This window comes from Laspinema palackyanum D2c (assembly GCF_025370875.1).
GTDB classification, from domain to species: domain Bacteria; phylum Cyanobacteriota; class Cyanobacteriia; order Cyanobacteriales; family Laspinemataceae; genus Laspinema; species Laspinema palackyanum.
Map to the genome: position 1 here is coordinate 148,810 of NZ_JAMXFD010000013.1, position 19,950 is coordinate 168,759.

Annotated in this window: 16 protein-coding genes and 1 tRNA gene; 9 read left to right on the forward strand and 8 right to left on the reverse strand. The window is 47.7% G+C overall.

What is annotated here, in order from left to right; genetic code table 11:
- Positions 1 to 368 precede the first annotated feature (368 nt).
- Entirely contained in the window at positions 369 to 842 is a 474-nt protein-coding gene (locus NG795_RS16425) for a GNAT family N-acetyltransferase (RefSeq protein ID WP_367289727.1), read from the forward strand.
- On the opposite strand, the gene NG795_RS16430 is transcribed toward NG795_RS16425, so the two are convergent.
- The 6 genes from NG795_RS16430 to NG795_RS16455 form a co-directional block, all read right to left on the reverse strand.
- Complete coding sequence (locus tag NG795_RS16430; protein ID WP_367289728.1) at positions 787 to 1,851, reverse strand: sensor histidine kinase; 1,065 nt, start codon at positions 1,849 to 1,851, stop codon at positions 787 to 789. The genes NG795_RS16425 and NG795_RS16430 overlap by 56 nt on opposite strands.
- Complete coding sequence (locus NG795_RS16435; RefSeq protein ID WP_367289729.1) at positions 1,848 to 2,459, reverse strand: L-threonylcarbamoyladenylate synthase; 612 nt, start codon at positions 2,457 to 2,459, stop codon at positions 1,848 to 1,850. The genes NG795_RS16430 and NG795_RS16435 overlap by 4 nt, the downstream gene beginning before the upstream one ends.
- A gap of 23 nt (positions 2,460 to 2,482) precedes the next feature.
- Positions 2,483 to 3,412 (reverse strand): peptide chain release factor N(5)-glutamine methyltransferase, encoded by a 930-nt coding sequence (prmC, locus tag NG795_RS16440; protein WP_367289730.1) that lies wholly within the window; start codon positions 3,410 to 3,412, stop codon positions 2,483 to 2,485.
- Positions 3,413 to 3,496: 84 nt separating this feature from the next.
- Positions 3,497 to 4,273: a Tic22 family protein gene (locus NG795_RS16445; RefSeq protein WP_367289731.1), complete on the reverse strand. Its 777-nt coding sequence runs from the start codon at positions 4,271 to 4,273 to the stop codon at positions 3,497 to 3,499.
- A 699-nt stretch (positions 4,274 to 4,972) separates the two neighbouring features.
- A tRNA-Pro gene (locus NG795_RS16450) sits at positions 4,973 to 5,046 on the reverse strand.
- Between the two features lie 313 nt (positions 5,047 to 5,359).
- Entirely contained in the window at positions 5,360 to 5,578 is a 219-nt protein-coding gene (locus tag NG795_RS16455) for a hypothetical protein (protein WP_367289732.1), read from the reverse strand.
- 768 nt (positions 5,579 to 6,346) lie between these two features.
- Between NG795_RS16455 and NG795_RS16460 the strand changes: the two genes are divergently transcribed.
- Together NG795_RS16460 and NG795_RS16465 are read left to right on the forward strand one after the other, a co-directional pair.
- On the forward strand, positions 6,347 to 7,159 hold the full coding sequence (locus tag NG795_RS16460) for a carbon-nitrogen hydrolase family protein (protein ID WP_367289733.1): 813 nt from the start codon (positions 6,347 to 6,349) through the stop codon (positions 7,157 to 7,159).
- A 286-nt stretch (positions 7,160 to 7,445) separates the two neighbouring features.
- Positions 7,446 to 8,885, forward strand: a complete 1,440-nt coding sequence (locus tag NG795_RS16465) for a cation:proton antiporter (protein ID WP_367289734.1) — start codon at positions 7,446 to 7,448, stop codon at positions 8,883 to 8,885.
- Positions 8,886 to 9,181: 296 nt separating this feature from the next.
- Here NG795_RS16465 and NG795_RS16470 read toward each other — a convergent pair whose 3' ends face one another.
- Positions 9,182 to 9,568 carry a BON domain-containing protein gene (locus NG795_RS16470; protein WP_367289735.1) on the reverse strand — a complete coding sequence of 129 codons (387 nt, stop codon included), beginning with the start codon at positions 9,566 to 9,568 and terminating at the stop codon, positions 9,182 to 9,184.
- A 560-nt stretch (positions 9,569 to 10,128) separates the two neighbouring features.
- On the opposite strand from NG795_RS16470, the gene ilvN reads away from it, so the two are divergent.
- The 4 genes from ilvN (at position 10,129) to NG795_RS16490 (ending at position 15,144) form a co-directional block, all read left to right on the forward strand.
- A complete protein-coding gene (gene ilvN / locus NG795_RS16475) occupies positions 10,129 to 10,659 on the forward strand; it encodes an acetolactate synthase small subunit (RefSeq protein ID WP_015146637.1) in 531 nt (176 codons plus the stop codon).
- Between the two features lie 880 nt (positions 10,660 to 11,539).
- Complete coding sequence (locus NG795_RS16480) at positions 11,540 to 11,989, forward strand: tellurite resistance TerB family protein (protein WP_367289736.1); 450 nt, start codon at positions 11,540 to 11,542, stop codon at positions 11,987 to 11,989.
- 528 nt (positions 11,990 to 12,517) lie between these two features.
- A complete protein-coding gene (locus NG795_RS16485) occupies positions 12,518 to 13,963 on the forward strand; it encodes a hypothetical protein (protein WP_367289737.1) in 1,446 nt (481 codons plus the stop codon).
- Complete coding sequence (locus NG795_RS16490) at positions 13,960 to 15,144, forward strand: ARPP-2 domain-containing protein (RefSeq protein ID WP_367289738.1); 1,185 nt, start codon at positions 13,960 to 13,962, stop codon at positions 15,142 to 15,144. Before NG795_RS16485 ends, NG795_RS16490 begins: the two co-directional genes overlap by 4 nt.
- A gap of 60 nt (positions 15,145 to 15,204) precedes the next feature.
- On the opposite strand, the gene NG795_RS16495 is transcribed toward NG795_RS16490, so the two are convergent.
- A complete protein-coding gene (locus NG795_RS16495) occupies positions 15,205 to 18,648 on the reverse strand; it encodes a pentapeptide repeat-containing protein (RefSeq protein WP_367289739.1) in 3,444 nt (1,147 codons plus the stop codon).
- 288 nt (positions 18,649 to 18,936) lie between these two features.
- Between NG795_RS16495 and NG795_RS16500 the strand changes: the two genes are divergently transcribed.
- Together NG795_RS16500 and NG795_RS16505 are read left to right on the forward strand one after the other, a co-directional pair.
- Positions 18,937 to 19,071, forward strand: coding sequence for a hypothetical protein (locus tag NG795_RS16500; protein WP_367289740.1), 135 nt, complete (start codon positions 18,937 to 18,939; stop codon positions 19,069 to 19,071).
- Entirely contained in the window at positions 19,068 to 19,949 is an 882-nt protein-coding gene (locus NG795_RS16505; RefSeq protein ID WP_367289741.1) for a hypothetical protein, read from the forward strand. The genes NG795_RS16500 and NG795_RS16505 overlap by 4 nt, the downstream gene beginning before the upstream one ends.
- Position 19,950: the final 1 nt, after the last annotated feature.

Genomic DNA, 19,950 nt, shown 5'->3' on the forward strand with positions numbered 1-19,950 from the left:
TTAAGGTAGTCAATTTATCAGTTATGTTATAAGAATAGTTATAGGATTAAAACTTAATCGGATTTTAGGAATAAACAGCAGAACCCTTTGGCTTCGACTTTAGAACGCGACTGCCGGGGGAAACAAAAACCAGCCCGTCCTTGTTGTCGGAGTGGGAAATTTATTCTCAGATTTCCTCAAAACAAGGAAACCTCTGTGGAGTGCAGGAGCGGAACTATACGACCCGCTCATTCCCAAAAGCTTATACCTCCGAATTAATACCCCGAGTTGGGGTCACTTTAAGCAAGAGAGGGTTACAGACTACAAAGCACTCGACTCCAGAGCGATTTGTCAATAAACCTAGACATCAAGTGAGTAGGAAAAGGACGATGGATTGCAGCCACATTCAATTTCGCGATCGCAAAGAAGATGTAGATATCCAACAGCTTAAACGGCTATTTGAACTCACCGCATTTTGGGCGCGAGAGCGAAAAGTTGAGGATTTAGCCATCGCGATCGCCAACAGCGATCCCGTGATTACCGTTTGGGAAGGAGAGCGCCTGATTGGGTTAGCGCGTGCCACCTCCGACGGCATTTATCGAGCTACGATTTGGGATGTGATCATTCACCCGGAATATCAAGGGGTGGGATTGGGACGCAAATTAGTCGAAACCCTCTTAAGTCATCCCCGGATGAATCGAGTCGAGCGAGTTTACCTGATGACCACCCATCAGCAGCGATTCTATGAGCGGATTGGGTTCGAGGAAAACTCCACGACGACAATGGTCCTCTACAATAACCAAAACTTCACGGAAGAACTGAAGACTCGCGAAGTGCTCGTGGAAGCAAGCATTGAAGTCTAGTCATTTTAGAGTTTTCTTCTAAGCGTAGCTCCTCCGACCCTGGACCCGCTTCAACAATTTCTAAATGGCCGCCCATGAGTTCCAAAATGCTCTGATTCATCATCAAAATTGTACCCGGAGACAGATCCACCTCTGTTTCTGGGGTATTTTCTTTGCGGTTTTGTTGGAGTTGCAGGAAATCCAGGGGTTCAGAAAAACAATGAGAAGGCAGGGGGAGGTCAATGGAGATGCTCACATAATCCCCCGGGGTTTTACCTGGGTTTGACTGGGTGAGTGAAGAGGTTGAGCCAGATTCGGGGAAGACTTTGGCCGAAATACCAATGCGACCATTCCCGACGGGATTAATGGCCAGTTCAATAAAGGTGACAAGAACCTGAGTCAGACATCGTTGGTCCGCACGAACCGCAATTTTGGGGTCCGGTTGGGAAATCTGCAAGGTGATATTGCGGTTGGCCGCTTGAAGTTCGGTCAAATAATGAACTTCTTCAAACACATCGGCTAGATGTAAAATTTCCTGTTTTAGGGGGTTACGACCTTCTTCAATCCGAGAGACTTCGATAATGCGATCGAGCATTTGAATCATCTTGTGAACCGAGTTATTGGCCTGAACCAAAAACTCGCGTTCTTCTGCCGGATTATCACACAAATCGCTTAAAATTAATTGATGAACGCCGATTAAACTATTGAGAGGCGATCGCAACTCGTGGGAAATTCGCGACAAGAAACCCGCTTTGAACTGACACATTTGACGAGTCATTAGATAATTGAGCTGGGTTTGTTTGAGGCGAGTTGAGAGGTTAGTGTCCCCGAAGTTTTTCCGAGGATTTAGGGGCAAATGGGGACTCGGTTTGGGAGTCCAGCGCGATCGCCAAAGCCAACCACTGCCAAAACCAATTCCCAAGGCAGTGATTCCATAAATCCAACAGTTCCAGTCCATCGTTTGTGCCCCAATCCAACCTAATTCCTGAACGCTGATGGCAGTGATCACAGACAGGATATCCCCGTTCATTTTCCCCGTTCCTCGCTGTTTGAGTCTAACTGAACCACACCTTGTCGGAGAATTTCCCAACCTTGACTGGTCCATTTGGCTACGGTCGAAGGGACCCCACTGGCCGTTGGGTTCGGTTCCGACTGATCCCATTCCAGAGTCACCACTTGGGGAAACCGCAAATCAATCTCTGCCATTGTTTCCAGCGGGGGTTGCCCACTGAGATTGGCGCTCGTCGTGGCTAAAGGGCCAGTTTGAGCCAAAATCCGGCGGGCGATCGCCTGATTGGGAACTCGAATCCCAATGGTACTCGGGTCAACGGGATTCATCACCGAGGGGACCGCAGCATTCGCGGGTAAAACCAATGTTAACGCACCGGGCCAATGTCGATTCGCCACCCCTTGCCAAATTTGCAACTCCCTCTGGGTACTCCGCACAAAAGGCCAAAGATCCGCTTCCGTGGCTCCCATCAAAATTAGGGGTTTATCCAGACTTCGCTGTTTCACCGCAAAGATGGACTCAGCGAGACTCGGCAGGACCGCTAATGCGGGGACTGTATCTGTGGGAAAACTCACCACCTGGCCCGCCAGGGCCGCCTCAATCAAGACTTGTTCTGAAACTGCTGTCATCGTGGCGTTTGGGACCCTCAACGTTAACTGCGGTAAGCTCGGGCAAATCGTTCAATCCCTGCTAAATCTGAGAATATCTCAATTTGAGTATAACTGCCTTGGTCTTGTAGTAACTCGGTGACGGCAGGGGCCTGTCCCGCCATCATTTCCAAGAGCAAAAGCCCACCGGGACATAAATAAGTCGGTGCAGTGGCAATCAGATGGCGAATGCAGTCTAATCCATCGGGTCCGCCATCGAGGGCGATCGCCGGTTCATGGTTGGCAACTTCCGGTTCTAACTCCCCCAGCATGGCGGTGGGAATATAGGGAGGATTGGAGACAATCCCTCGGAGTGAGTGGAGTCCCGGGAAGGGATGTAAGGGTTCAAACCAGGACCCGCAATAAAACTGAATGCGATCGCCGTATCCCAGATTTAAAGCATTCTCTTGGGCGATCGCGAGAGCCGCTGGAGATCGGTCCACCGCATGAAGGATAACCTGTGGCAAGACTTCCGCTAGACCCAGGGCGATCGCCCCACTGCCGGTCCCCAAATCCGCCCAATCTCCCTCCATTAAAGAGGTTTCCGGGTACGGGCGCGACTCGGATTGGGCCGATCGCAGGGTTAAATCAATCGCCCATTCGGTTTCCGGTCGGGGGATCAGGACCCCCGGACTGACCCCTAAAGAAAAATTTCGCCAGGGGGTAACCCCGGCGAGATATTGGACCGGAACTCGGTCTTGAATCCGTTGTTGCCACTGTTGCGTAAGTTGAGCCAAGGAGCGATCTAGGGGAATTTCCAATCGCCCTTTGTATGAGTCCAGACGCAGGGCTAATTTATCTAAATCGCTCACCGATAGCAGGAGCCAATCTAACTCTTCCACCGGCACATTGGCCGCTACGGCAGCGGCGCGCGCTTCCTGACGCCACTGCCACAGTTCTAACCCAGAAACCGCCGGATCAGATGAACGGGTCATCGATAGTTTGGTCCTTTATCCGCGATCGTTTCCCCTAGCATCAATCGTTCTGGGTGTTTTCGTCAAGGGGGCCACATCCCTGAGTTAAGGTTCTGCCGGTTCGGGTTGAGGGATGGACTGGAGATATTCCAAGGTTTCCGTGGAAGGAACCAGGACAATCTTTGTCACCGCTGGGTCATTATTGTTTTCTAACTCGGCGATGACTTTATCCAGATTACTCACCCGAACATCAATGCTGGGCGCTAAATCTGGCTGTTGTTCCCGCACCCGGGTTAACATGGATTCCAACTGCTGTCGATTGAAAAAGATGGGAATCATTTGCTGACCGTTTTGTTCGATGGTCAAATAGCCTTGTTGTGGGCCAATTGTTGCATAAAAGAGCGGTACGCCATTAAATAAAGGCATCCCATTAGATTGCGGAATTTCCTGACCTTCCTGCTGCAATTCTTCAGCGGCAAATTGCACCTGTTGTTGGACGGGAATGAATGCAAATTCTACGCGATCGGGATTATTGGCATTGGCTTGTTCTAATTCATAAACCTTGGCCAAAGAAACGGGGACAACTTGGGTGTTGCCCGCTAACTCTGGATTTTGTTGTTGTATTTTTTGAATAAACTCCTCAGCATCCCGTTGACTCATAAAGAAGCTGGCGATGGAAGCTTCTTCGTTATTATTGGTGACCGATGCGATTAAGGGAGTGCCTTCTGCGTTCGTAATTGTAAAAACTAGGACGGATTCTAGTTTTTTCATGATTTCTTGGGCAGGCAATGCGATCGCCCGATTCATTCCGGGTAGGAATTGTCCCAGAAGAACGCTTCCCATTAAACCGAGAGTTGCACTCCAGCGTACTAATGATTTCATTTTAACACCTGATAGCGATACCCGTTGATTTACTTGATTCACCACATCAAACCTCAATTGGTTTTAGGTTAATTTTTTGAAGGATTTGGTTTGTTCTTTCGCAGTTTTTGCGAGCGATCGGTAAGCTTTGGATGAAAGATCTTGCGAGAGCGGTTGCTCCTGGCTCAATCTACAACAGATTTTCCCTTAATTACAGAATTGGAAAGGATCCGGTTTATTATCTGTAGCGTTTCTATGGGCAACCCACGGGGTAGTTTCGAGGACTATTGTGAATCTGGAAGAGTTCCGTTATCCGTTAAGATATGCGATCGCCCCCTCTCCTGAGCTCCTTCTCGAATCTGCGTGAAACAGATAGACCTATTCTGAATTTGCCGATCGCCCAATTATCATAAATACCGACTTTAACCCTGTTGCGCTGCTTTCCAGGCTGTTGTAGCCTGAGCGATCTAGCCCTCTATAATAGCAGATTATTGTACCCGCCTCGCCATCTTTTATCATCCTCTTCGGGATACTCATCCTGATGGTTTTATTTCTCTGTAGCGACAAAAGGGGAGCAAAAAAAACCAGGGGTAGTTTTAGATCTCCCCCTCTTTCTGGCCGTTGGAGGGCGAATGTCGCACCACTGGTACGACATTCGCCCTCTCGTGAGGAAGACTCTAAACCCCTGGATCATTTATTTTATTGACGAAGTAGATGCAATCGGGATGACAGGATTTGAACCTGCGACATCCTGCTCCCAAAGCAGGCGCGCTACCAAGCTGCGCTACATCCCGGACAGTTGCTTTTAATTATAGCATCATCCTCGGGGTAAAAGTCAAGACTTTATTTTGGAGAGGGGGAAGGATGCAGTGGATAAACCTCTAATGGGGGCCGCTCTCCCTAAAATCCGGGTTCGAGGGGGCAGGTAGGGGCTAAACTCAAGGGAATGAAACGTTTGAAATTGCCCCTTCCACCGATTGACAAGCCTATCTAACCCGGGGATGGTAGCAACAAATTAAAATCAAGACTAGACTCCCGTTGCTTCTCAAGCCCCATCCCGTGCGAAAAAAATCAATAACCCAGACATCCAGAGGGCTTCGGTTGAGGTTAAACCGCTGCGGTTATGTGCTGATGAGATTGCCATAACTCCCGGGACTCTTGCCTAACTCGACCTTTCCTCGCCTCCTTTTGCAGGGTCATAAACGCCTGAAAATCTTCGAGGTTATATTGCGTCTGTTGTAACAACAAACGAAGGTGTTCTTCTGCTTCAAGGGTCAGATAACCTGTCACTAATGCCTGCCGTGCGATTTGGCTAATTACATTCATGAAAATGTTCTCCTAATTACATCGTTTTATAAAAAATACGCTGCTGAAAATCCCTGACCCCCAGAGTTCCTTTCTTGTTTCATAACGATAAATAAACCCGGAGAAAATCTATCTTGAGAGAGAATGGGGTCGCATTATACTCCTATAGGTAGAGGCGGCTTAGATTAATAGTGCGACTATTGACGCCACAAATTAACTTCAAATTATCTCGGTAACTTCAAGGATTAAAAATATCTTATATTTTTCCAGATTTGGGGATGATAGAATAAGAAAAAATATAAATTATTGGCGGCATCCAGTAAAGGTAGGATGCAAAAAACCTTGCAATTTAATATATTAAATTGACAAGGAATGGGTTAATTTAATGATTTTTTACCCCAGTTCGGTGAGTTCGACGGGTTGAGATTACAGGGGAATTTCGCGGCTTTAACTCATTTGCCCCAGGGGAGAGACAAGGTTATTGACATTCAGACAGTTTTATGATTAAAAGTGGCAAGAAATGGGGAACCGGCGAGAAAAAAGAGGGGTGCTTCTACCGGGTGGGGGAGGTGAGGGTTTAGGGGGTGAGGAGAGCTTGTTTCGGTGGGTTAAATCTCTGATAAAATTGGGGATCAAATAGGAAGTCTATCTAGTCGGCGCGATCGCGCTTTTGGGGATTGTCCGGCGATCGCCAGCCCATCGGTACTTAGGCAGCCCGGCGATCGCACCATCTACCCAACCCACTAGAGCCAGACCCTCCTAGCCTGCTAAAAATTTCGAGTTGCATAGATGAAATCTTACCTAGCTGCCGCGATTCAAATGACCAGCGTGCCGGACCTTGCCAAAAACTTGGCTCAGGCAGAAGAACTGATCGATCTGGCTGTGCGCCGGGGTGTCGAGTTGATTGGGTTACCAGAGAATTTTTCGTTTTTAGGAGAGGAATCCGACAAGGTTCACCAAGCTGAAGCGATCGCCGTTGAAAGCGAAAAATTTATCAAAACAATGGCCCAGCGGTATCAGGTAACCATCCTCGGGGGTGGCTTTCCGGTGCCGGTGAATCATACTCAAGTTTATAACACCGCCATCTTGGTAGAACCCAATGGACAGGAAGTGGCACGGTATCAAAAAGTCCATCTATTTGATGTCAACGTTCCCGATGGGAACACCTACCAAGAATCCAGTACGGTTAAAGCCGGAGAACTCCTCCCCCCGATTTATCAGTCGGAGAAACTCGGCACTCTAGGATTATCCGTCTGCTATGACGTCCGCTTCCCGGAACTGTATCGCCATCTTTCTTATAAAGGGGCAGAAGTTTTATTTATCCCTGCTGCCTTTACTGCTTATACCGGCAAAGATCATTGGCAAATATTGCTGCAAGCGCGGGCAATTGAAAATACCTGTTATGCGATCGCCCCAGCACAAACCGGGCGGCACTATGGCATGAGACATTCCCACGGTCATGCCCTAATTATCGACCCCTGGGGGGCGATTTTAGCCGATGCTGGAGACCAACCCGGAGTGGCGATCGCCGAAATCAGCCCCTCCCGCCTCGAACAAGTCCGTCGGCAAATGCCCTCGTTGCAACACCGAGTATTTATTTAACTGAGCCGTTCGGTTCTTTGGACCTGTAACCCTCGGTGCAGAAGACATCTGACCGATTTTACCCCGCTGCTGGTGGGCTAACAACCCTGAGTGATTATAGTAACCATAAGATATTTTGCGATCGGACTCGCTCCTTATGGGAAGACAATAAAGCAGGACTGACCCATTCGGCTCACCACGGAGATCAAGATTCTGATCATGACTGGGAAACTTGATTTCTAGGGTCAAAGGCGTCAGTCTGGTAAACAAACCAGGTACATTAGACAGGACGAGTTCTGCAAAATAAATGGCAGAGAGCCTTACATGGGTGAATTCCCTCACCACAACACTTTTTAATTCCTTCCTTGACCAAACTCTACCTCTGCTGGCAACAGCAGGAACCGAAGTGGCCCCAGCCGCTCACTCGGTGAAGGTAGACGAAGCGATCGTTGTAGCGGGTGTGCTACTGAGTTTAGTTGTCATTTACCTCGCCAGCAAAATAGGGGGCGAGATCTGTGCGCGGATTAACCTGCCTCCGGTTTTAGGTGACCTTGTGGGCGGTGTCATCATTGGGGTTTCCGTCCTCAAGCTAGTTGTTTTCCCTGAAGGCGGGGAAGATGCCAGCAGTTCGGTGCTCATGAACTTGCTGCAAAGCACCACCAGTTTAGAACCCGAAGCCCTTGCTGCCACCTTTGCCGCCCAGAGTGAAGTCATTGCAATTTTGGCAGAACTTGGGGTGATTATTTTGCTGTTTGAAATTGGTCTGGAATCAGAACTCAAAGAACTGATTAAATACGGACCCCAAGCAGCAGTGGTGGCCGTGGTTGGGGTGGTTTTACCCTTTGGCGCGGGGACTCTAGGCTTAATTAGCCTGTTTCATGTCGCCACCATCCCAGCAATTTTTGCCGGGGCGGCCCTGACTGCAACCAGTATCGGGATTACCGCCAAGGTTCTCGCTGAAATTGGCCGTCTGGGTGACAAAGAAGGCCAGATTATTATTGGCGCAGCAGTGCTCGATGATATCCTCGGGATTATCGTCTTGGCCGTTGTTGCCAGTCTGGTTAAAACGGGTGAAGTTGAAATCACCAATATTGCCTATCTGATTGTCAGTGCAGGCGCGTTCCTAATCGGCGTGATTCTCCTGGGGCGCTTTCTTAGCCCCTATTATGTGGCCTTTGTCAAAGAACTCAAGACCCGTGGACCCTTGCTAATTACGGCTCTAATTATTGCCTTTGTCCTCTCTTATGTGGGTGCAGCGATTCGATTAGAAGCCATTCTCGGTGCATTTGCTGCCGGGTTAGTTCTTGGGGAAACGGAAAAACAACAGGAACTGCAGGAAGATGTGGTTCCCCTGGCGGATTTCTTTGTCCCGATTTTCTTCGTGGTTGTCGGTGCCAAAACGAATCTGGGTGTTCTCAATCCGGCAGTTCCCAGCAATCGGGAAGGGCTGATTATTGCAGCATTTCTGATTGTGGTGGCGATGGTGGGGAAAGTGCTGGCGGGGTTTGCCGTTTTTGGTCAACCGGGCATCAACCGACTGGCGATCGGCATCGGCATGATTCCCCGAGGGGAAGTTGGATTAGTCTTTGCTGGGGTTGGAGTCGCCAGTGGCGCACTCTCTCCATCCCTAGAAGCGGCGATTATTATGATGGTGATTCTAACCACGTTTGTAGCACCCCCGTTGTTGCGCGTGGCGTTTAAAGATCCATTACCCGAAACGGAAAGTGCGGGATCTGCTCCGAAGTGATCTAGCAATTTTCAACCCGAATCGGGATTGTCGGGTGTGTCAGATCGAACGGTTACCCCGGGTAATTGAGAGGTTCTGACGCACCCTATCCACCCCTTTTTAAGGGTCAGAATTAATTTTAGATGCGCTATCTAATTATTTTTTAGAGAAACCTGCTATAGCTAATTATTATTGCACCGATACTGTGGCAACGGAAACAAGATAGGGGTATAGCCAATGCTATACCCCTGGAGTGCGAGCCCGAAAGCTCGCTAGGTTGAAATTCGTTCTATTTTAAAGTTCCCGAAAGGGGAAGATTAGCCAACTTTTACTTCAGTTGTCTTAACATCCTTAGCACCATAAACCCCACGAGCAATTCCCACTACTCGATCCAAATCGGCTTGGGAAGGAATTTCTCCTTTGAATACCACGGTACTGCCAGTTTGGGCAATCCAGAGACGATCAAAATCAGTGGTACTGGGATTTTCATCAATGGCAAGGGCAACACGCTTGGCGAGGCCGCTATCATCATATTCCCCATTTAATCCTAACCGTTCTGGGGGAATGTCCGGCTTTTGGGGTGCGGCAGGCACGGAATAGCTCTGTGCCGGAGCAGAAGGATTTGAGGCTGGGGGTGCTTGAACCGTTGTCTCTTTAGATTTGTCCGGTTTTCCGATATTGAATAATTTTTGTAACAAACCCATTTGTCATTGACTCCTAAATTTTCAAGGGTTTCCAGATTTTATGCGAACTTCAGAGTGGTTCTATTCCATCTCTAGGAGGATTTCTCAGTCAACGGTCAGCGTAAACTGTTAGAAATCCGGGTTCACCTCCATCCTATCGTTTGATAGTCGCTATCATTGTAGCGTCGTTAACTCCCCAGCACCCTAGCATCGATGAAGACAAGGGCGGGAATCAGGTCCCTGGGTGGGGAGACTGAGGCATTTTTCGGGGGAGATGCTGGGGATCCGGAAAAATGAACGCCTTCCCAACTCCACTCCACAAGCGCTTCAAACGAAAACCGCCGAGGCGGACTAATTTTAGAACGGGGTCAGGGTTGGGGATTTATGACTCTGTAACTCTTACGGGGTTTGCTTTTCCCGTTAAGGATGGAGGGTCAGTGGCCCCCGGGATAAATGACCAGAGTTGAGGATTTTGTTAAAAAATTGGGGTTACCCCGCAGGTCAGGATAAAATTAGCTGGCATAGACTAAATGGAATACAAAAAATAGTAGCGATCGCCCTGGTGGGGTCGCTGATGTCCTATGAAACATACTCTGTCTGTTTTGGTGGAAGATGAAGCCGGTGTTTTGAGCCGGATCGCCGGACTGTTTGCGCGTCGAGGTTTCAATATTGAAAGTCTGGCGGTGGGTCCAGCAGAACAATTAGGCATTTCTCGGATCACGATGGTGGTACCCGGGGACGATCGCGTGATTGAACAGCTTACGAAACAACTATATAAGCTGATTAACGTGATCAAGGTGCAGGATATCACCGAGACTCCCTGCGTCGAACGGGAGTTAATGCTGCTGAAGGTGAATGCAAACAGCAATAACCGCCCAGAAATTGTGGAACTGGCGCAAATTTTCCGGGCGCGAGTGGTAGACGTGGCGGAAGATTCCCTGATTATTGAAGTGGTGGGAGATCCGGGTAAAATGGTGGCGATCGTCCAGGTCCTCGCCAAGTTCGGGATCCGGGAAATTTCCCGCACAGGTAAAATTGCCCTCACTCGCGAATCTGGTGTGAATACCGAGTTTCTCAAGTCTTTGGAAGCGAAAATGTTTCCAATTTCTTAAGGCGGGTGCAAACCATTCATCGGCATGAGATGAAAAAAAGGAGTGCGTAGGCAAAACCTGTGGGGGTTACACAGACTTTAATAACGCATTCTAGAAGCGATCGCCTTTTTAGTTGAAGGCGATCGCTAAATTTTTTTTCTGTAAATTAACTCAAAAAATCGGGTAACCCCTCAAGCTTCGACGGTGAATCATGCCGACTCCAGAAACGGTGACAACTGATTGCACCTTATGCTGCCTGTTGTTGTTCTTGCTTCACAACCAACCATTTCCCCGTTTGGGGGTCGCGATAGGTCATAAACGGATTCTGTCGGAGTGGTTTGGTTTGGGTTGCCATTGCAAAAACCTCCCTCAGTTGCTTCTATATTTAGCTTATTCTGGAAATAAGCCGAGGAAGGTGATAAAACCAAGGCCAAGATATGATTGCGATCGCATCTGTCCGTTACTCCAGACACTGACAGTTGTTCCAAAGTTAGTATTTATTCTAAAAAATGGTGAACTTGCGATCACAATCAGACATTTTCAGGATCCCGGATACTGACATTTATACCTAAGTTAGACTGGTCTCTAAACCCGGGTTGCTATGTGATCGCCATCACAGTTGAATGTGTTGTTACAAATTATTAAAAATCCCCCCACCCTAAAAATGTATGTTATAAAAGAATCAATAATTTACCCGATTCGACTGTCTCTAAAGATCATAACCAGCAAGTTCTAGCCAATCGGTAAAACCCAATCATCTGTTCACAGGTATAAATCAATAATCATCTGTGAATAATATTCTCTAATCGAAAGGTTTACCTACCTCAAAAGCTAGAGCCATTGTATCCTCTGGGTTAACGCCTAAACATAACCACATCATTCGTCAGGAGCGAAATATAAAATGGGATTGTTTGATAAAATCCGTCAAACTAAAACTCAGGAAAGCCAAATTACGTTAGGTCCAGCCGAATCATTTGCCGCGATCACCTTAGTGGTGGTTGCTGCGGATGGTTATCTTGCTGATGCAGAAGTCCGATTATTAACCACCGTTTTGAGTCGGATGCAACTCTTTCGCAGCTATCCCGACGATGTGATGCGAAGAATGTTTGATAAACTCGGGAACTTGCTGCAACGACATGGGGCGCAAGCCTTAATCGATGCTGCCATTAAATCATTACCCCAGGATTTATACGATACAACCTTTGCGATCGCCACCGATCTAATTTTAGCAGATGGAGAAGTTACACAAGAAGAAGAAAACTTACTAACCAGCTTGTGTCAAGCCTTAGAAATTCCTGAAGCTACTGCTCAGGAAATTATCCATGTCATGATCATTAAAAATAAGGGATAGAATATTTTGATATTTTATCTGAAATAACCGGATCGGGAAAAGAGTCAAAAGGCACTTAAAGAGTTCCAATACCCTGACTCAGACGCCAAGAAACCGGGTTTTTCGCCAACATCTACGAAACTCATCAAAGATTTTCGCAAAAACCCGGTTTCTGAACCCCGACCCACAAGTTCAGAAACCGTGCAAGCAGCTTGTTCGCTATTAGAAAAATGGAACAATAGCAAGCAAGATGCTCATACTCCGCTGCAATAAATCGGTAAATTTCCTGTTTCTAAATGCGTCCTCAGTACAATTAAGCAACTGGGTGCTTTAGAATTCGATTCTACGCTTAGTCTGTTCAAATTTTTATAATTATAATCAGGAATGCGTCCAAAAATCTATGACAATTCCCCCTCAATTTTGTTATACTCAAACAAGCTAACAGGCGGGACTTTGGTGCGACTTCCGGAAATAACCTGTAAAGTTAGACTCTACAAGTCGTCCCGTGACTCCCCTTGTTAGCACCTTTTAAAACAGGACAGCTTTAACGTGGACGCCCAATGGTCGCAACAGGTTTCCCAAATTGAACGGCAAGATTTAGTCATGTTTATTAATGCCTGTCTCTCTTGTACGGGACAGCGCGAATTTTATAGTGATAACTATGGTAAAGGTGTTTCTATTGATTTTTTGCATGACTATATCTTAGGCAATTATCGGTTATTATATGCCCGCACCTTAGCCGCAGGTATCAATCATTTTAATCGCGCCCAAATCATTTTAAAACTGTTGGCGACGGGACGGAATACCCTACCGCAACATCGCCAGGAGGAAGGGGCGTTAATTGCGGCAGCCTTAAATCAATTGCCCCCCCAACGAGCGTGGAAAGTCTTAGCGGAAATTCGTCGCCGGGGAATCAATAACCGGCGCAGTCGAGCCATTGTGAGAGATTATCTGCGATCGCGCCGGGACCTGAGTTTTCAAGCGGTGAAATATCGCTCAAAATTACGGGCTGTTGCCATTCATAATCATCTCAAATTAGAGACAGAACTGGCCGCATTTTTATTTGAACCGACGAAAATCAAAGCCTATCAAACCGAGATTTTTGAGTATTTTCGCAAAGCAAAGTACGATCGCGAGGCGATTTATGCCTTACCTTTAACCATTGCCGAAGGATTTGCGGCTCAACATGGCATCAAACGTGAGATTTTTCTTGATCGCATTCAGGAACAAATGACTCCTGGGGAAAAATTACGCTTACAAAAAGCAGCAAATCGGGAGAAACAGGAAATTTCTCTCGATTTAGGACAAATGCCCTTGACAAAGTTGGCTCTGTATGTGCTATCGTTATCCCGAGCCGAACGAGGCGATCGCATGACCCTCCTGGATACCGCCCTCGACACTGCCGCCCGTAAGACGTTACAACGCTCTCCCATGCACCTGGGACGAGTCGCCACAGTCCTCGATTGTAGTTATTCCACCTCCGGTTCCTCGGAAAAACGGCGGCGTCCCCTGGGCATTGCCTTAGCTGCCCATTATCTCCTCAAAGCTGCCGCCCAAGAGTATCGGGCATTTTGGACTGTTCCCCAAACCGAGGCACTGTTGGTGACCCCCAGAGGACAAACCGACTTAGCGACGCCGGTATTGGATGCCTTGGAATGGGGGGCGGATTTAATCGTGATTATCTCCGATGGGTGGGAAAATGACCCGCCCAAAGGTGCGGCACAAGTGCTGGAAGTCTATCGCCAGAAATTTGACCCCACTCGTAAGACAGTGATTGTTCATGGGAATCCGGTATTTGATACAGATAACTTTCTCTTACGTGCTCTCACTCCGGAAATTCCCACGGTGGGATTGCGGGATGCAGAGGATTTGCCGACCCTGCTAGGATTTGCCCGATTTGCCGAGGGAAGTGCGGGATTATCTGAGTTAGAAGCATATCTCGCCGCCAGAGTGAGGGAACTGTTAGGAGAGTCGGATCAGGAGACAGGGAGATGAGTCGCAAACAGCCATTATTGGAAAAATTATCCCTCCGGGGAATAGAAATTGCTCCCTCCCAGGTTTACGGAGGGATTCGCCTCGTGCCTTTGTTGCGATCGCATCCGCGCCAGGATTTACGCCTGCAACGCCGCCAGTATCAAGAAGAGTTGGGAATCGTCGCCGTTGAAGGTGAGATGAATCATCCAGAGATGGCCTATTTTTCCTACATTCCCCACGGATTGGTGCTCTCCTGGGGGGAAAGTGCGACAGAAGCGGCATTCGGGACCCAGTTGCAGGGACGGGATGGGAAAGTGTTGGACTATGGATGTGCGAAAGTGCGACTGATGCACCGGATGGCAAAGCGGGAAAGTCGGAATTCCCTGCGATTCTTGCCCTTGCATTTAGCAATGGAGGGATTTTTGGGGATGTTCTTTTCGGGACCGGCGATCGCATGGCAGGAGTATTCTCACCAAGCGCTATCCCAGGGATTGGGGTCGCGGGGGGAACTGTTATACAGTGGCGGGGCAGTCGAGGGATTAGAAGACGCCCTCCGGGTGTTTGAAATCCACGAGAATCAAGTGGGGATGTTAGTCTTTGTCGCCGATGCCCTGGCATCCGCCTTTATCGTTCCCAATCCCCAGGATTATCGCGCCTTACACCGAACCTTACTGGAAGATTTTTATGGGGAATTGATTTATCAATATGGGTTACTTTATGATACACCCTTTCCAATGGATGTTACCCTGGAAGCAGATAAAATCCAGACCTTGCCAGAGTTAAGGAAAGCGGTAGCTGAGTTGCGATCGCAGTGGGGAAAGTTTCCTGGATTTATGGCGACCAATTTATTACAACGGGAGTTAAACAGTCAGCGAGTCTACACCGCTGGACCCTTTGGCCTGCAACGATTTATCACCGAACTCGAACCCAAGGGAGAGAATCATATTGGAGAGGCGATTATTTCCGAAACCGGAGAAATTCAATATTTAAAAACCTATCGGTTATCTGCCGCCCAGACTCGGCGAGTGTATCTGTTAAGTCAGTTAGCGAAATATGACTGGAATTTAGAAATAACCGCCCGGGAATTAGGGCAAACTCGGGATGAATTAGCCCTGCGGTTAGATAAGGCAGGGTTTGGGTATTTGTTGAAGCAAAATGTACTAGAGGTAGCGCGGAAGAATCTGAAGAAAGGGAGGGGGTAGTGATGCTGAGACGGTGAGCGATGCGGCTACAGGAAGGGATTTATACTTTGGCGATCGCTCCTATCTGCGGGTATTCCGCAACGCCTCTAATTTCTCGGCAGTAAAGGGATTTTTACCAGCCTTAAGTGCCTCTACCCATTGCTGTAGTTGTTGTTGGCGATCGTCATCATACACTCGAAATAAAACAGCCTGAAAATCTGCTAAAGCCCCAACTATATCCCTGGTCAATGCTCTAGCAAGTCCTCGACTTTGGTGATATTCAATACTATCAGGCGCTAGACTCACTGCTTTTTCACCTGCATCAAGGACATCAGTAGCATTGCCATATAAACAGCCATACCAGCACAGAACGTACCAAAAGTCAGCAGAAACTTGCAAATTTGGATCAAGCTGTTGAGCCTTCTGGTAAGCTGCAATTGCTTCTTTAACTTTACCTTCCCTCACCCAACTGTAGCCCTCACTCAAGACAAACGCAGCCGAAAATTCGGCGTGTTCTGCTAATTCTGGCGATATACCCACTGCGTCAGCCAATCCGATCGCATTTCCCCATATTGTTTTAGTATCCCAGACAATTTCTGTAAAGTTGGCACTGCTGAGTTTAGCACCGCTAAGTTTAGTACCGCTGAGGTCGGCACGGTAGAAGTTTGCACCGCTGAGTTTGGCATCACTGAGGTTGGTACCAATGAGTTTGGCATCGTTGAGGTTGGTACTGATGAGTTTGGCAGCGGTAAGGTCGGCATCCCTAAAGTTGGTACCGCACAGGTAGGCACCACTGAGGTTAGTACCACTGAGGTTGGCATCATTGAGGTTAGCATTACTGAGGCTAGTACCGATGAGTTTAGCACCACTGAGGTTAGCATTGCCCAGGTAAGCACCCCTGAGGTTGGCATTGCTGAGGTTGGCATTGCTAAGGTTGGCATTGCTGAGGTCGGCATTGCTGAGGTTGGCACTATAAAAGTTGACACCGCTGAGGTCGGCATTGCTGAGATCGGCACTATAAAAGTTGACACGGCTGAGGTTGACACCGCTGAGGTAGAATCCTAGTATTTTGGTAAAAACGGACACACCGAGACAATAACTGTAACCCATAATCTCAAGCAAGCGCTTTGATACAAACTGGTCTGTATTTGGTTTACCACAAGGATAGAAATAGAGTTTATCTTTCAGTTCCTCCTGAGTTTGTCCGTAACGGTGCAACTCTAGCAGGAGAATTATCACATTTAGTCCCGTATAAAGATCCACCTGTCGCTGTCCCAATTGAGTCTCTTGCTCTCCCAACTGCTCCTTGAGCAGACGCATCTTAAATTGAGGCAAGGTTTCCGGTCGTGCATCAATAAACTCGCCCTCACACCAGCGCAGGTAAAACTCCTGCAATCGTTCAAACAAGCGAATTAGCTTTACCTCTGGGTGCTTCGCCCATAATCCAGGCAGATACTGCACAATTTCTGGGGTTAACGGTCCATACCCGAGGAAATCGTAAATCTGCTTATCCATTGTGTCTGTATCTACGTCGTCTTCCTCTCCGCAACGTCGGGTTACGGTACGAGTCCAATCGATACAGCTTTCGATGAGTCGTTCTGCAAATAAAAATTCCCCAAAAATCTTGTGAGTAAACTCTAGCGATCGGTCTTGGTCCCTGGAGGCCAGGTTGATGTAGAATACTACCAATAAATTATTCAGCGCTTTCTGTTTTTTTACCTCGGTTTCTTGTGTGATGTTCTCAAGTAACTCAGCTACGGGGTTATGACTCTCCTTGAGTCGGGCTTCCAACATAGCAACTTTGGCATATTCATTCCCCGACTGCACCACACATAACGCCGCCTCTAGCAGAAACTGTCGCGAATCTTCCGGTTCCAGCCCAATTAAACGCAGGTTTTCATCCTGGCACTGTTTCTTGATGACCCAGTTTATGGCGTCATCATAGATGCGGATTTTTGCGGTAATTTGGTCCGAGGTTCCAACAAACATCGCGGCATTAAGTGCCTGTTCCCGGTGCATTCGCACCAGGAGATACAGAAGTAACGGTTCTCGGGCGAGATTATCATTAATTTCTGAGGGACAAGCCTGTAAAAACTGATGGAATTTATCTGCTTCTTGAGTGCCGAATTTATTCCCCCAGTTCTCTAACCAAGTGTGACGAATTTCATCATCCATCGGCAAAACCGCCGCTCGTTCTAACTGTAGGTGTTGGGAAAGTTCGGGATCAATTCCTTGCAATGCCAGAGGACGCCCAGTGATTAAAAATCGATGGTAGCTACCCACTTGAAAGTTCTGGACTTGCCACAAAAAATCCTCAACTCGACTGCTGCTGATAGCTCTTGGGAGGAACAATTCATCCAACCCATCCAGCAAAAACAAAAATTGCCTATTTTTATCCGTTAGCCAACCAGAGTCACTGGTTATAAAATCTTCATTTTTCAGGTAATTGTTTAAACGCTGAGTCAGATCTCCGGCTAAAGCGCGCCACTCCCGTAACGGAATCAAAATCGGAGTAAAGCTGGTATGCCAGTTCTGCTGTACCCCGTTAGCAAACATCTGACAAAAAACGCTTTTCCCGGCTCCCGCTTCACCCTGGATAAACAATACTTTCTGATCTTTATTGGAGTCCTGGAGCATTTCTTTCACCCAGTCTTCCAGTTGCATGGGGTCTTTGTCCTTAATCGGGTTACCGTCACTATCCAACAGTTGGACATTCAACGAGACATACAAATCCCGAAAGGTAATTTCAGTTTCATCAAAAATTAATTGATCGGGATTAGGTTTAATCTCCTGGTCTAAATACTCCTCAATACTGAGGTATTTTTCCAGTTTTTCCGCACCTCCCATTTGATACCATTTCACCAAGCGGTCTACAGCCTCCCCTCCCGCTTCCACTAAGGCAGGAACCAGCAATTCCTGGGTCTGTCGCGCCACTTGTTCCGTGAGGGTTTTGGCTCGGTACTCGGCTAATCCCGCTTCCTGTAATCGCTGTGCTAAAACTTCATTAAATGCCTGGGCAAGTTTCGATTCAGGGAAACACAGAACGGCGACTCTGGCATCCCGTTCATCCAATTCTAGGTCACCCAATTTCTGAACTTTACTGGCGATGGATTGGGAAACGGGAGACTCACCGATTTGTTGCAGCAGTGCCTCATCTTGCTGGAGAATGTCCTGCAAACTTTGGAGATAGACTGCTTGACTAACCAAGGCAACCACTTGCACTAGATTCGGCTCTTTTTTTGTCGCTTTGGCGATGATTTTGAGCAGGGCGATGGGGATAGGTGCTAAAGGAATCGCGGCCCCAGCCAGTTCACCCAAGGGCGAATTCAGGGCATCTAGCAGTGAAGAGAGTGGGTCGAGGTAAGGTTTCAAGTTTTCCAGGTTGCTACCTTGTTCCTGAATCGCTTTTGCTAACTCAAAAACTGCCTTACCTGCTTCTGATCCGGTTTTCACATCTTCGAGAGTTTCGCCCCAGTTCAACTCTCGAATATCGGTCTTGAGAAATTTCCAGAGTTTTATCGCCATTGATCGCCGCTTGGGTTACAGTACCACTTGCAATTATGGCACAGGTCTTGAGCAGGTCTCGCGATGGGGTTGAGGGAAAGTCAAAATTGTTATCTATAACACAGAATTAATAGAAGCAATCTCTCTTATGCTGCCTGCTGTTGTGACTTGATTACCACCCATTGTCCCGTGATGGGGTTGCGATAGGTAACGTAGGGATTTTGCCGCAGTTGTTTCGGTTGAGTTGCCATTTCTATAACCTCCTGATTTCGTTTGTATTTATCCTATCGGTGGGATTTGGGGGAGGGGGTGATACTGATAAATGGCAGAGGCGATCGCGATCGCCTCCCCAGCGTTTCCCCATCACCGACAGTTGTCTCTAACTTAGAACATCGCCGGACAATTTGTGATAGAATTAAATCAGTAAAATTGTCTGAAAAATGACCCGTTTTGTTTACGACCAATTCGCGAAACAATATCTAACTGAACTGTTAAGTCCATTTGGAGAAGTCGAACCGAGTCGGGCGATCGCAGCCGAAGTGCGGGAAGTCGATGTCATTTTTTCTCCGGCATCGGACCATCCCCCGGAAGTCGCTATCCTAGGACTATTGGGAAGACTTGCCACCACAGCGGCTATCTTTGAACCCTTTCGCAATGCCATCCAACCGGGAGATATTCGCAGTTGTCTGAGCAAACTCTTTGAACTGTACAACGAATTTGAGCGACAAGCCAACCGGGAAAATACCCGACTCAATGAAACTCAACTCCCCCACCTCTGGATCCTGTCTCCCACGGTTTCCCAGGCGGTGTTAAGCGGATTTAAAGCTGAACTGGATCTGGAAAACTGGGGGGAAGGCATCTATCTTCTAGGGAGGTCCTTCAAAACCGGCATTGTGGTGATTCACCAATTACCCAAGACCCCCGAAACCCTGTGGTTGAGGATGTTAGGGAAAGGAAATGTTCAAAAACAAGCCATTACTGAACTGCGGCAACTCCCAGAAGACAATCCCTTTCGAGTGCAGACGCTAGAATTACTCTATAATCTGCTCACGATTTTAGAAGTTCGTCAAGATTTAGAGACGGAGGACCAATCGTTAATTATGGAACTCTCACCACTGTATTTAGAACGGTTAGAAAATGCCATCCAACAGGGTCAACGCCTGATGGTTGAAGGGATGCTCCAAGCCAAGTTTGGGGAGGTTGATGCGGAATTATCCGCAATCATTGACCCCTTGCTGCTGATTCCACCTGTGGAAATAAGTCTGTTAATTGCCCAACTTTCTCGGGAGGAACTGTTAGCGCGAGTACGGAATCCAAATTAAT

What these genes read in the sequence shown, in the direction of transcription:
- NG795_RS16425 (WP_367289727.1), top strand. Translation starts at nt 369, where the DNA reads ATGGATTGCAGCCACATTCAATTTCGCGATCGCAAAGAAGATGTAGAT.
- NG795_RS16430 (WP_367289728.1), bottom strand. Translation starts at nt 1,851, where the DNA reads ATGAACGGGGATATCCTGTCTGTGATCACTGCCATCAGCGTTCAGGAA.
- NG795_RS16435 (WP_367289729.1), bottom strand. Translation starts at nt 2,459, where the DNA reads ATGACAGCAGTTTCAGAACAAGTCTTGATTGAGGCGGCCCTGGCGGGC.
- prmC (WP_367289730.1), bottom strand. Translation starts at nt 3,412, where the DNA reads ATGACCCGTTCATCTGATCCGGCGGTTTCTGGGTTAGAACTGTGGCAG.
- NG795_RS16445 (WP_367289731.1), bottom strand. Translation starts at nt 4,273, where the DNA reads ATGAAATCATTAGTACGCTGGAGTGCAACTCTCGGTTTAATGGGAAGC.
- NG795_RS16455 (WP_367289732.1), bottom strand. Translation starts at nt 5,578, where the DNA reads ATGAATGTAATTAGCCAAATCGCACGGCAGGCATTAGTGACAGGTTAT.
- NG795_RS16460 (WP_367289733.1), top strand. Translation starts at nt 6,347, where the DNA reads ATGAAATCTTACCTAGCTGCCGCGATTCAAATGACCAGCGTGCCGGAC.
- NG795_RS16465 (WP_367289734.1), top strand. Translation starts at nt 7,446, where the DNA reads ATGGCAGAGAGCCTTACATGGGTGAATTCCCTCACCACAACACTTTTT.
- NG795_RS16470 (WP_367289735.1), bottom strand. Translation starts at nt 9,568, where the DNA reads ATGGGTTTGTTACAAAAATTATTCAATATCGGAAAACCGGACAAATCT.
- ilvN (WP_015146637.1), top strand. Translation starts at nt 10,129, where the DNA reads ATGAAACATACTCTGTCTGTTTTGGTGGAAGATGAAGCCGGTGTTTTG.
- NG795_RS16480 (WP_367289736.1), top strand. Translation starts at nt 11,540, where the DNA reads ATGGGATTGTTTGATAAAATCCGTCAAACTAAAACTCAGGAAAGCCAA.
- NG795_RS16490 (WP_367289738.1), top strand. Translation starts at nt 13,960, where the DNA reads ATGAGTCGCAAACAGCCATTATTGGAAAAATTATCCCTCCGGGGAATA.
- NG795_RS16495 (WP_367289739.1), bottom strand. Translation starts at nt 18,648, where the DNA reads ATGGCGATAAAACTCTGGAAATTTCTCAAGACCGATATTCGAGAGTTG.
- NG795_RS16505 (WP_367289741.1), top strand. Translation starts at nt 19,068, where the DNA reads ATGACCCGTTTTGTTTACGACCAATTCGCGAAACAATATCTAACTGAA.